General features: G+C 54.6%; 10 protein-coding genes. All 10 read right to left on the bottom strand.

Annotated elements, in window-relative coordinates:
- Nucleotides 1-5: 5 nt before the first annotated feature.
- The 10 genes from dnaE to cdsA all read right to left on the bottom strand — a co-directional run bounded on the left by dnaE (nt 6) and on the right by cdsA (nt 12,939).
- Nucleotides 6-3,488: a DNA polymerase III subunit alpha gene (gene dnaE / locus GNG27_RS04270; RefSeq protein WP_156262949.1), complete on the bottom strand. Its 3,483-nt coding sequence runs from the start codon at nt 3,486-3,488 to the stop codon at nt 6-8.
- 34 nt (nt 3,489-3,522) lie between these two features.
- Nucleotides 3,523-4,119, bottom strand: a complete 597-nt coding sequence (rnhB, locus tag GNG27_RS04265) for a ribonuclease HII (RefSeq protein ID WP_156262948.1) — start codon at nt 4,117-4,119, stop codon at nt 3,523-3,525.
- Nucleotides 4,116-5,264: a lipid-A-disaccharide synthase gene (lpxB, locus tag GNG27_RS04260; protein ID WP_156262947.1), complete on the bottom strand. Its 1,149-nt coding sequence runs from the start codon at nt 5,262-5,264 to the stop codon at nt 4,116-4,118. The genes rnhB and lpxB overlap by 4 nt, the downstream gene beginning before the upstream one ends.
- The gene (lpxA, locus tag GNG27_RS04255; RefSeq protein WP_142488303.1) at nt 5,264-6,052 is read right to left on the bottom strand and encodes an acyl-ACP--UDP-N-acetylglucosamine O-acyltransferase; all 789 of its coding nucleotides are present in this window, start codon (nt 6,050-6,052) and stop codon (nt 5,264-5,266) included. The genes lpxB and lpxA overlap by 1 nt, the downstream gene beginning before the upstream one ends.
- Nucleotides 6,053-6,055: 3 nt before the next feature.
- A complete protein-coding gene (gene fabZ, locus GNG27_RS04250; RefSeq protein ID WP_007373234.1) occupies nt 6,056-6,511 on the bottom strand; it encodes a 3-hydroxyacyl-ACP dehydratase FabZ in 456 nt (151 codons plus the stop codon).
- A 102-nt stretch (nt 6,512-6,613) separates the two neighbouring features.
- Entirely contained in the window at nt 6,614-7,639 is a 1,026-nt protein-coding gene (lpxD, locus tag GNG27_RS04245; protein ID WP_156262946.1) for a UDP-3-O-(3-hydroxymyristoyl)glucosamine N-acyltransferase, read from the bottom strand.
- 3 nt (nt 7,640-7,642) lie between these two features.
- Entirely contained in the window at nt 7,643-8,137 is a 495-nt protein-coding gene (gene skp / locus GNG27_RS04240; protein ID WP_032616621.1) for a molecular chaperone Skp, read from the bottom strand.
- 118 nt (nt 8,138-8,255) lie between these two features.
- Nucleotides 8,256-10,688: an outer membrane protein assembly factor BamA gene (bamA, locus tag GNG27_RS04235; RefSeq protein ID WP_156262945.1), complete on the bottom strand. Its 2,433-nt coding sequence runs from the start codon at nt 10,686-10,688 to the stop codon at nt 8,256-8,258.
- Between the two features lie 29 nt (nt 10,689-10,717).
- Complete coding sequence (gene rseP / locus GNG27_RS04230) at nt 10,718-12,070, bottom strand: sigma E protease regulator RseP (RefSeq protein WP_156262944.1); 1,353 nt, start codon at nt 12,068-12,070, stop codon at nt 10,718-10,720.
- Nucleotides 12,071-12,081: 11 nt separating this feature from the next.
- Nucleotides 12,082-12,939: a phosphatidate cytidylyltransferase gene (cdsA, locus tag GNG27_RS04225; protein ID WP_156262943.1), complete on the bottom strand. Its 858-nt coding sequence runs from the start codon at nt 12,937-12,939 to the stop codon at nt 12,082-12,084.
- Nucleotides 12,940-12,941: the final 2 nt, after the last annotated feature.

The raw sequence follows: 12,941 nt of genomic DNA, 5'->3' as shown, positions 1-12,941 counted from the left end.
CTGTATTAGTCAAACTCCAGTTCCACCTGCTCCGAACCAATGAGGCCACGGAGATCGTTAAGTAAACGATCGCTCGGAGAGACACGCCACGACGCACCAAAGCGCAATCGTGCACGCGCATCCGCCCTCTGATAGTAGAGATGTACTGGAATGGTCCCCGAGCGGTGGGGTTCCAGAGACTGACGGAGTCGGTTTAAAAGCTGGTCATCAATTTGCCTGTCCGTCAGCGAGATAGCAAGCCCGCGAGCATATTTTTCCCGGGCTTCGTCAATGTCCATCACTTCGCGGGCGGTCATTTTAAGCCCCCCGCTGAAGTCATCAAAGCTGACCTGTCCGCTGACGATAAGTATGCGGTCTTTTTCCAGCAACTGCTGATATTTATCCAGTGCGTCGGTGAATAACATCACCTCCAGACGCCCGGAACGGTCATCCAGCGTACAGATGCCGATACGATTGCCGCGCTTGGTGACCATAACCCTCGCGGCAATGACGAGCCCCGCAGCCGTGGTAATCTTACCACGTTCTGTCGGATGCATGTCTTTAAGCCGGTAGCCTCCGACATAGCGCTCAATTTCTTTAAGATACTGGTTAATCGGATGCCCGGTCAGGTACAGGCCCAGCGTTTCACGCTCGCCGTCCAGCACCGTCTGTTCCGGCCACGGCTGACAGCTGGCATAGGATTGTTCGATCTGCTCCGGCTCTTCTGCCAGCACGCCGAACATATCCGCCTGACCAATGGCTTCGGCTTTCGAGTGCTGATCGGCAGCCTTCAGGGCGTCGGCCAGCGAGTTCATCAGCGCGGCGCGATGCGGCCCAAGGCGGTCAAACGCCCCGGACATGATCAGCTTTTCCAGCACCCGGCGGTTAAGCTTTTTGATATCGGTACGGGCGCACAGGTCGAACAGCTCGCGGAAGTAACCGCCCTGGTTACGGGCTTCGATGATCGCTTCGATCGGGCCTTCACCCACGCCTTTAATGGCGCCAATACCGTAAACAATCTCCCCGTCATCGTTAACGTGGAAATGATACTGGCCGGAGTTGATGTCCGGCGGCAGAATTTTCAGCCCCATGCGCCAGCACTCATCCACCAGACCCACCACCTTCTCGGTGTTGTCCATATCGGCGGTCATTACCGCGGCCATAAATTCTGCCGGGTAGTGTGCTTTCAGCCACAGCGTCTGATAGGAGACCAGCGCGTAAGCAGCGGAGTGCGACTTGTTAAATCCGTATCCGGCAAATTTCTCTACCAGATCGAAGATTTTCATCGCCAGTTCGCCATCAACGCCGTTTTTCTTTGCCCCTTCTTCGAAGGTGCCGCGCTGCTTGGCCATCTCTTCCGGCTTTTTCTTACCCATCGCACGACGCAGCATGTCCGCGCCGCCGAGGGTGTAGCCGGAGAGCACCTGGGCTATCTGCATAACCTGTTCCTGATACAGGATGATGCCGTAGGTGGGCTCCAGTACCGGTTTCAGGCTTTCGTGCTGCCACTGCACATCAGGATAAGAGAGCTCTTCGCGACCGTGCTTACGGTCGATAAAGTTATCCACCATCCCCGACTGCAACGGTCCCGGACGGAACAGTGCCACCAGAGCGATCATGTCCTCGAAGCAGTCAGGCTGCAGACGTTTGATCAGATCTTTCATGCCGCGGGATTCAAGCTGGAACACCGCCGTGGTTTCCGAACGCTGCAGCATGTCGAAGCTTTTCTTGTCATCCAGCGGGATCGCGGCGATATCAATCGGCTCCAGGCCCTGTTTGGCCCGGCGCGGGTTGATCATCTTCAACGCCCAGTCGATGATGGTGAGCGTACGCAAGCCGAGGAAGTCAAACTTCACCAGGCCGGCGTATTCCACGTCGTTCTTATCGAACTGGGTAACCGGGTGCGAGCCGGTTTCGTCGCAGTACAGCGGCGCAAAATCGGTAATTTTGGTCGGGGCAATAACCACCCCACCGGCGTGCTTACCGGCGTTACGGGTGACGCCTTCCAGCTTGCGCGCCATGTCGATCAGCGCTTTGACCTCTTCGTCGGCCTCGTAGATTTCCGGCAGCTGCGGTTCTGCTTCGAAGGCTTTCGCCAGGGTCATGCCCGGATCGGGCGGCACCAGCTTCGAGATGCGGTCGACAAAACCGTACGGATGGCCCAGCACGCGACCTACGTCGCGGATAACCGCTTTTGCCGCCATCGTACCGAAGGTAATAATCTGCGATACCGCATCGCGACCGTACATGTCCGCCACGTGCTCGATAACCTGGTCGCGTTTCTCCATGCAGAAGTCGACGTCGAAGTCGGGCATTGAGACACGTTCCGGGTTAAGAAAACGTTCGAACAGCAGGTCAAATTCCAGCGGATCGAGATCGGTAATTTTCAGCGCATAGGCCACCAGCGATCCCGCACCCGAACCACGACCTGGCCCAACCGGTACCCCGTTGTCCTTCGACCACTGGATAAACTCCATGACGATCAGGAAGTAGCCGGGGAACCCCATCTGGTTAATAACCTGGAGTTCAATATCCAGACGCTCGTCATATTCCGGGCGCTTCTCGGCGCGAACGGCCGGGTCCGGGAAGAGGAATTCCAGACGCTCTTCCAGACCCTCTTTCGATTTCAGGACCAGGAAGTCTTCGGTGGTCATGTCGCCGGTCGGGAACTGCGGCAGGAAATACTCGCCCAGGCGGACGGTGACGTTGCAGCGTTTGGCAATCTCTACGCTGTTTTCCAGCGCTTCCGGAATATCGGAAAACAGCTCGCACATCTCCTCTTCGCTGCGCATATACTGCTGCGGCGAATAGTTGCGCGGGCGTTTCGGATCGTCGAGGGTAAAGCCATCGTGGATAGCGACGCGAATTTCATGGGCATCAAAATCATCGGCGTTGATAAAGCGCACGTCGTTAGACGCCACAACCGGTAGCCCGTGCTCTTCTGCAAGGGCAACTGCGGCATGCAGATAGCTCTCTTCATCAGGACGGCCGGTACGGATCAGCTCCAGATAGAAGCGGTCCGGGAAGTATTCTTTATAAAAATCGACGCACTGTTCCACCAGCGCGCCATTGCCGCGCAGCAGGCATCGGCCAACGTCGCCCATGCGCCCGCCGGAGATCAGCAGCAGCCCCTCATTCAGTTCCGCCAGCCACGCGCGATCGATCCACGGCCCCTGCGGACCGTAGCCGCGCTGATAGGCCCGGGAGATCAGCAGCGTCAGGTTCTGATAGCCGGTGTTATTCATCGCGAGAACGGTAATCTGCGTCATCTCATCGGCGAGAAGCTCGCTCTGAACGTGAAAATCGGCACCAATCACCGGCTTCATACCGGCACCGTGCGCCGTTCCGTAGAACTTCACCAGACCGCACAGGTTGGTGAAGTCGGTGATCGCCAGCGCAGGCATGCCAAGGGCGGCCGCCTTTTTTACCAGCGGCCCGGTCTTTGCCAGCCCATCAATCATGGAATAGTCGCTGTGCACCCGCAGGTGTACGAAACGTGGTTCAGCCATTTTCAGATCCCGCGTTACTTATTGGCGTCTTGATTCAGGACATCAGTCCCAGTGCGCGTTTCACCGGTCCAAAACTGCGACGGTGGTGTTCAGTTGCGCCGTGTTCAGCCAGTCTTTCCAGGTGGAAAGCGGTAGGATACCCCTTATGCTGGGCAAAGCCATACTGGGGAAAAGTGATATCGAGCGCGGCCATTTCGGCATCGCGGGTGACCTTAGCAATGATCGAGGCGGCGCTGATTTCAGCCACCCGGCTGTCGCCTTTGACGACCGCCAGTGACGGCATGGGCAGTGCCGGACAACGGTTTCCGTCGATCAGCACATACTCTGGCACTACGTTCAGCCCCGCCACCGCACGCTGCATCGCCAGCATGGTGGCATGCAGGATGTTCAGCTCGTCTATCTCATGCGGCTCCGCCCGCCCCAGACTCCAGGCCAGCGCTTTCTCTTTAATTTCATCGTACAGCGCCAGGCGGCGCTTTTCGGATAATTTCTTCGAATCATTCAGACCGATAATAGGACGAGCAGGATCGAGGATCACCGCGGCAGTGACAACGGCACCCACCAGCGGACCACGCCCCACTTCATCCACACCCGCCACCAGATGGGTATGAGGGTAAATAAATTCCATCATTGTGCTAACTCCAGCACCGCGTCAGCCGCCTGCTCATCGGCATTACAGCGGATTTGCTGATGCAGTTCCCGGAAGGTATTGTGCATTTCATGGCTGGTTTTGCCGTCGGCCAGCAGCGGTAACAGCGCAGCGGCTAGCGCCTGCGGCTGGCACTCATCCTGCAGCAGCTCTTTCACCAGCTCGCGTCGGGCGAGCAGGTTTGGCAGGGAGACGTAATCGGTTTTCACCAGTCGTTTCGCCAGCCAGAAGGTGAACGGCTTCATGCGATAGCCAACCACCATCGGGCATTTCGCCAGCATGCACTCCAGCGCGGCGGTCCCCGACGCCAGCAGCGCGGCATCGCTGGCGACCATCGCTTCACGGCCTTTACCATCTAACAGATGGACATGCAGATCCGGAGCGACCTCCGCCTTAATACGTTCGAACTGCTCCCGGCGTTTGGCGTTTACCAGCGGCACGACCACTTCGAGGTCAGGGTAGGTCTGACGCAGGATCTGCGCCGTTTTCAGAAAGTCTGCGCTGAGCATTTCCACTTCTGCACCACGGCTCCCCGGCAGCAGGGCCAGGCAGTGAACGTGGTGGGGAATGCCGAGTACGTCGCGTGCCGCATTTTTATCGGGATCCAGCGGCATGGCATCGGCCATGGTGTGGCCGATAAAGCGGCACGGCACGTTGAATTTATCGTAAAACGCTTTTTCGAAAGGCAGGAAAGCCAGAACGAGATTCGTCGATCTGCCTATTTTGAAAACACGTTTCTGTCGCCACGCCCAGACGGACGGGCTGACGTAATGGATGGTTTTAATTCCCTGCTTTTTCAGATTACCTTCGAGGGTAATGTTGAAGTCAGGCGCATCAATGCCGACGAACACATCGGGCTTCAGTTCGGTAAAACGACGCGTCAGATCGGCGCGGATGTACAGCAAACGACGCAGGCGACCCAGCACCTCAACGATGCCCATCACCGCCAGCTCTTCCATCTCATACCAGGCTTCACACCCTTCAGCCTGCATCAATGGACCGGCAACGCCGACAAAGCGCGCGTTGGGAACGCGCGCTTTGAGCGCTCGAATAAGACCTGCACCAAGAATATCGCCGGAGGTTTCTCCGGCGACAAGGGCGATCGTCAGCGGGCGACTATCAACCATTAACGAATCAGACCGCGAGTTGAGCGTGCGAAGAATTCCACGAACGCGTTCACCTCAGGATGCTGTTTCGCCAGTTCAGCGATTTCCGGCTTCGCCTCTTCCAGCGTTTTACCGTTACGGTACAGCTGTTTGTAGGCGTTACGGATAGCCATAATCGCTTCACGGCTGAAGCCGCGGCGCTTAAGGCCCTCGATGTTGACGCCAAACGGCGTCGCATGGTTACCCTGCGCAATCACATACGGCGGGACGTCCTGCGCCACGCCGGAGCAGCCGCCAACCATCACGTGCGCACCAATGATGCAGAACTGATGGACCGCGGTCATGCCGCCAATGATGGCATGATCGTCTACTGATACGTGTCCCGCCAGCGTTGCGTTGTTGGCGAGAATACAGCGATTACCGACGGTGCAGTCATGCGCGATATGCGCGTTGACCATAAACAGGTTATCGCTGCCCACCTTCGTCAATCCACCGCCCTGTACTGTGCCACGATGAATGGTGACGCTTTCGCGAATGCGGTTACGATCGCCAACTTCGACACGGGTCGGTTCACCAGCATATTTCAGATCCTGGTTCGCTTCGCCGATGGTGGCGAACTGATAGATCTCGTTGTCGCGGCCAATGGTCGTATGACCATTCACAACGACGTGAGATTTCAGTACGGTACCCTCACCAATTACGACATGGGGTCCAACAATACAAAACGGGCCGATGTGGGCGTTAGCACCGATAACGGCACCCTCTTCCACAATGGCGGTTGGATGAATAAAGGCGGTTTTATCAATCACGTATCAGGCCTCCCGGCTACGCGCACACATCATGGTAGCTTCGCAAACAACCTTGCCGTCAACCAGAGCTACGCCTTTAAAGCGAGTCAGGCCACGACGCGTTTTTTCAAAAGTCACTTCCATGATCATCTGATCACCAGGCACAACCGGGCGCTTAAAGCGCGCTTCGTCGATACCTGCGAAGTAATACAGCTCACCCGGCTCCAGTTTACCGACGCTTTTAAACGCCAGAATACCAGTCGCCTGAGCCATCGCTTCCAGGATCAATACGCCCGGGAAGATAGGCTTCCCAGGGAAGTGCCCCTGGAAGAATGGCTCGTTTACAGAAACATTTTTCACTGCGCGCAGAAAACGACCTTCTTCAAAATCCAGCACACGGTCTACCAGTAAAAACGGGTAGCGGTGCGGCAGAAGTTCTAAAATCTCTTCAATATGCAGAGTATGAGTGTCAGTAGTCAAAATACTCTTCCTGTCAAAATATCTGAATGGCAATAATAACACGGCCTGCCGGTTTATAAGAAAGCCGACAGGCCGGGAAGTGTGCGTTAAACGGGTGAACGCTTAGTCTTGTTGATCGATTTTGCGCTCAATAGCCTTGAGGCGCTTGCTCATATCATCAATATTCATCACCAGGGCTGCAGTTTTACGCCACGCCTTGTTAGGCTGCAACGGTATGCCTGAGGAGTAGACGCCCGGTTCAGTGATAGGACGCATAACCATGCCCATCCCTGTGACCGTGACTTTATCGCATATTTCCATATGCCCGTTAATGACGCTGGCGCCGCCAATCATACAGTAACGGCCAATCTTCAGGCTGCCTGCCATAATAACGCCGCCGGCAACCGCAGTATTGTCGCCAATCACAACGTTATGTGCAATCTGGCACTGGTTATCGATGATAACACCATTACCGATAATCGTGTCATCAAGCGCACCACGGTCGATGGTCGTGCATGCGCCGATTTCGACGCGATCGCCGATGATCACCCGGCCCAGCTGCGGGATCTTCACCCAGTTACCACGATCGTTGGCATAACCGAAACCATCCGCGCCAATAACGGTGCTGGACTGGATCAGGCAATGTTCACCGATTTCGATCTCATGGTAAATGGAGACGTTGGCCCACAGGCGAGAGCCTGCACCAATTTTTGTTTTTTTACCCACGAAGCAACCGGCGCCAATCACCACGTTATCGCCCAGCACGACGTCTGATTCGATAACCGCATTGGCACCAATTGATACGTTGTTACCCAGCTGCGCCGTCGGATCAATCACCGCACTGGGTGCGATGTTCTGTGCCGGCTGCGGCGTGGTATCGAGAATTTGTGCCATACGGGCATACGTCAGGTAGGGGTTCTTTACTACCAGCGCTGCACCTGCGGCAAACGGCAAATCGTCCTGCGTCAGTACGACAGCAGACGCCTGGCAAAGCGCCAGATGTTCACGGTACTTTGGGCTTACCATGAAGGTGATAGTGCCTGCTTTAGCAGACTGCATGGACGCAACAGCGGTGATGACGATATCGCCATCACCGTGTAATTCTGCATCCAACTGCTGAGCTAAATCAGCGAGTCGAATTGAAGGCATTACTTATTTAACCTGTTTCAGGACATCAGCGGTGATGTCTTTAACATCGCTGCTGTTGAATGCAACAGCGTTGCCATCAACAACCAGGTCGATATTCTGATCGGCGGCAACAGCTTTCACAGCGGACTGGATACGGGTAACCAGCTTGCCACGTTCTTCGTTAGAACGACGTTGACGATCCTGTTCAAAAGCTTGCGCTTTCTGAGAGAAAGTCTGACGCTGAGCCATTACGTCTTTTTCCAGTTTGCTACGCTCGCTCGCTTTCATGGTAGAACCATCGCGCTGCAGACGCTGCATTTTGGATTGCAGATCCTTTTCCATACCCTGCAGTTCGCTTGCACGGCCTTTGAACTCGTTTTCCAGCGTGGCAGAAACACCTGTTTTCTGCGCAACCTGCTGGAACAAGTTACCCATATTGACGATTGCAATTTTGTCTGCTGCCTGAGCAGAAGTTGCCATCGCTAAACCGAGACCTGCAGCTAATAACCACTTTTTCACAATTAACTCCTTACCATCCCATTGGTACCCGAAGGTACCGTTCTTTGCGTGGCAAGGCGATCCTGCGATCGCCAGTTGTCAGCGCTACACTGCCAACGCATTCCTTTGCAACGGACAATTACCAGGTTTTACCAATGTTAAACTGGAACTGCTCCGCTTTGTCTCCCTCGTATTTCTTAAACGGCTGGGCGTAAGAGAAGACCAACGGCCCCAGCGGTGACATCCATTGTAGTGCGAGACCCGCAGACATACGAATATTGCTCGGATCGCTGTAGTCCGGAATACCTGCTAACCTGGTCTCACTGGTATTCTGCCAGTTAGTATCCCATACGGTACCCGCATCCAGGAAGAAGGAGGTACGTACGGAATTGGCATACTTATCGCTGATAAACGGCGTAGGGGTAATAAACTCCAGGCTGGCGACACCCATAGCGTTACCGCCTACCGCATCATCAGAGCTACAGACATTTTTATTGCCCGAGCCATCAGTGGCTGGTTTGTCGCAGTTATCATCGTCATTGCCACCGTAATATGCCGCTTTCGGACCAATGTTATTGGACTGGAAGCCACGTACGGTGCTCGAGCCGCCCGCGTAGAAGTTTTCATAGAACGGCAACTCTTTGCCACCTAAGCCGTCGCCGTAACCCCAGCGCGTACGACCCAGAACCACCCATTTATGGTCTTCGTCGATCGGGAAGTAGGACGCGGTGTCGAGGGTAACTTTGTAGAACTCATTATCAGAGCCCGGGACCGTAACTTTACCGTTCAGGTTGACGCGCGAACCTTCGGTCGGGAAGAAACCACGGTCGAGGCGGTTGTACGTCCAGCCATAGTTGAAGGTAAAGTCATCTGCGGCAAACCCGTTATCATCATTCGAGGTGCTGGCAGACTGTCCGATAGAGTCCAGATAACGCCACATTGCCACCTGCGGCTGCATGTTGGACAGGTCGTTATGCACATAACCTAAGCCGGCACGCAGGGTGTTGTATTCGTTAACTGGGAAGCCGAGCGTACCATCAACGCCGTAGCTTTTGTTGGTATACGAAGACAGGTCCGCATCATCCGCTTTAAAGTCGTTATAGAAAATACGACCGCCCAGACTTACACCATCAACGGTGAAGTAAGGGTTAGTAACGGAGAGCTCAGAGTAAGTCTGGTAGTCGTTCTTGGTACCGTTGATACCCACGGAATAGCCGGTACCTAACCAGTTATCCTGCTGTACGCCCACCTGGAAGCTGACGCCACTTTCGGTACCGTAACCGACACCAAAGTTAAAGCTACCGGTATTACGCTCTTTGACCTTGTAAACGACGTCTACCTGGTCCGGTTTACCCGGCACGCGCTGAGTGTCGGTATCGACGGTTTCGAAATAGCCCAGACGGTTCAGACGCTCTTTACCCTGATCGACCAGATCGCTACCCAGCCATGCCCCTTCCATCTGGCGCATTTCACGGCGCAGAACGGCATCCTTAGAGGTGTCGTTACCTTCAAAACGGATCTTACGCACGTAGAAACGATTACCCGCATCGACGTTAACGTGGAGCTTAACGGTTTTATCCGTATCGTTGATTTCAGGCTGAGTCTGTACGCGTGGGTAAGCGTAACCATAACGGCCGAGCAGCTTTTTAATGCCGTCTTCCATTTTGGTCACTTTCGAGCCGCTGTACAGTTCACCCGGCTGCAGTTTGGTCAGGCTTTCGATCTCGGCAGAGTGTCCTGCCAGGTTACCACTCACTTCCACACCAGAAAGCTTGTACTGATCGCCTTCGGTAATGTTAACGGTGATGTAGATACCTTTCTTGTCCGGCGTCAGGCTGACCTGAGTCGAATCGATGTTAAAGCGCGCATAGCCGCGATCCAGATAGTAGCTGCGCAGGGTTTCGAGATCGCCCGCCAGTTTCTGTTTCTGGTATTTACGGTCGCCCACCACGTTCCACCACGGCACTTCGTCACGCAGCTGGAAGGTAGAGATCAGCTCATCGGTGCTGAACGCATGGTTACCAACGATGTTGATCTGCTGGATTTTCGCAGAAACACCTTCCTGGAACACCAGCTTCAGATCGACGCGGTTACGTGGCAGCGGAGTAACAACCGCTTTGACGCTCGCGCTATATTTACCGACGCTGTAGTAGAAATCTTCCAGCCCTTTCTCAATATCAGAGAGGGTGGTGCGATCCAGAGATTCGCCGACACGCACGCCAGAGGCCTCAAGGTTTTGCTTGAGCATGTCGTCTTTCACCGACTTGTTGCCGGAGAAGGTGATGCTGGCAATCGTTGGACGCTCTTTTACCTGAACCAGCAGCGTGTCACCATCGCGCAGAACGCGAACGTCCTCGAAGTTGCCGGTGGCAAACAGAGCGCGGATGGTATTACTAATGTCTTCATCATTAACCGTGTCGCCTGGGCGCACTGGCATACTGAGGAGGGCCGCACCAACGGCGACACGCTGAAGGCCTTCGAAATGAATATCTTTCACTACGAACCCGTCAGCACCGTATACGGTCGCGCTGCTAAACAGCAGCGACGCTATGAGCAACTTTTTCATCGCCATCGTTATTATGCGTTCTTCCTAACACTCTCTTACAACCGAGAGAAATCATTGAAAAGTGCAAGCCCCATTAACAGCACCAGTAAAATCGAACCAATGCGATAACTAAAGTCTTGAACTCGCTCGGATACCGGCCCGCCTTTTAGCTTCTCGATCGCTAAAAACAGCAGATGCCCCCCATCTAAAACAGGCAGTGGGAACAGGTTGATTATCCCGAGGTTCACGCTAATGAGCGCAAGAAACATGAGATAGTAAATCACCCCGAACTCTGCTGACATCCCAGCCCCCTGAGCGATCGAAATCGGCCCACTGAGGTTGTTCAGTTTTACGTCACCGGTAATCAATTTCCCCAGCATTTGCACGGTCAGCTTCATCAGTTGCCATGTTTTATCCGTGGCTTCAAGAATGGCGCTGAACGGCCCATACTGGCGTATTGTCTTGTACTCATCGGGCAGCGGGATCACTTTCGGCACCACGCCTGCAAACCCTTCCGCCTTTCCACCGCCCGGTTTGGTATCCGGGATGAGCGTTAAGGAGAGTGGGCTCCCCTGCCTTTCTATCTCCAGCGCCAGCGGCGTACCTGGATTATCACGCACCAGAGTAACAAAGGTCATCCACTGCGTTAAAGGTTGACCATCGACTTTAACGATCCTGTCGCCTGCTTGCAAACCTGCTTTACGCGCTGCGGAATCGGACTGGACTTCTGCCAGCACCGGTTCAATCTGCGCGCCGCGTGGACGAATGCCTAACGCCGCAACGGGATCTTCTTTATCTGGCTCAAAGGTCCAGTTGCGTAAATTCAGGATTTTATCCTGACGCGTACTGGAACCGAAAGGTGATACGCTGACGGTAGTTTGCTCGTCGCCAATTTTGGCAACCAGCTGTAACCGCACGGCATCCCAATCAGGGGTTTCGATGCCATCAATCGCTTTAAGTTCCATGCCCGGATTAATTTGCGCGCTTGCCGCGATGGAGTTGGGTGTAATTTCACCAACAACCGGACGAACGCCAGGGACACCGATGATAAACACCAGCCAGTAAGCAAAAATGGCGAAGATGAAGTTTGCCACCGGACCGGCAGCAATGATTGCGGCGCGCTGGCCGACGGTTTTGTTGTTGAACGCGTAGTGGCGCACTTCAGGCGCCACTGGCTCCACGCGTTCATCCAACATTTTGACGTAGCCGCCGAGTGGGATAAGGGCAATAACAAATTCTGTGCCGTGGCGATCGTTTCGGCGCCAGAGCGCCTTACCAAAGCCAATTGAAAAGCGCTCTACCCGCACGCCACAGCGCCGAGCAACCCAGAAATGGCCAAATTCATGCACCGTGATAAGTACACCCAGTGCAACAATGAATGCCGCCAGATTCCAGAGAATGCTAAGCATAAAACCTTCCGTTAAATCGTCCCAAACACCAGCAAAAACAGGCAGGCAAACACGGGAACTGCCGCCGTCAGGCTGTCTATGCGATCCAGGATACCGCCGTGCCCTGGAATAAGATTGCCACTGTCTTTGATCCCTGCTTCACGCTTAAACATACTTTCGGTCAAATCACCCAGCACGGAAGCCAGCGCTGCGATGATAGAACAGACCAATAATGTTGCCGGTGCCACCTCAAGGTTGGCCCATACGCCATAACCCCAGGAGATAATCGCTGCTGTAAACAGACCACCGATAAAACCCTGCCACGTTTTCCCCGGAGAGACCTTCGGTGCCAGTTTATGTTTGCCAAACAGTTTACCAAACATATAGGCGCCAGAGTCAGCCCCCCAGACGAGAATCATGACGTAAAGGAGCCATAACGCCCCGCTGTAAGGGTTGTCGTCGTAGTGCCAGGTACGGAGGGCAAGCATTCCCCAGAAGAAAGGAACGATGGTGAACAGCCCAAAACAGAGACGCAGTATTTTCGAATTACGCCATAGCGATGCAGAGCCGGGATAGAAGAGCACCAGCAGCAGCGCTGCCAGCCACCATCCCAGCGAAAGCCAGAGCGAACCTGCGATTATCGGCTGATGAATATTGTGATGGTACTCCGGCAGCATAAAGAGCATCAGCGCCAGCACCAGGCCGCACAGCACCGCCAGCCATACCCGCTGAGAACGCGAGGTAAAGCCGCTAAGCTGCCCCCATTCCCACGCCGCCAGCATGCAAACGACCAGTGTGACAATAGCAAATCCCACCGGAGGCAGTAAAAACAGCGCCGCGATGACAACAGGTATTAAAACAAACGCGGAAATCAGGCGATACTTCAGCAAAA

It is taken from the genome of Leclercia sp. 119287 (assembly GCF_009734485.1).
GTDB classification, from domain to species: domain Bacteria; phylum Pseudomonadota; class Gammaproteobacteria; order Enterobacterales; family Enterobacteriaceae; genus Enterobacter; species Enterobacter adecarboxylatus_C.
This window is presented reverse-complemented; position numbering and strand designations above follow the sequence as displayed.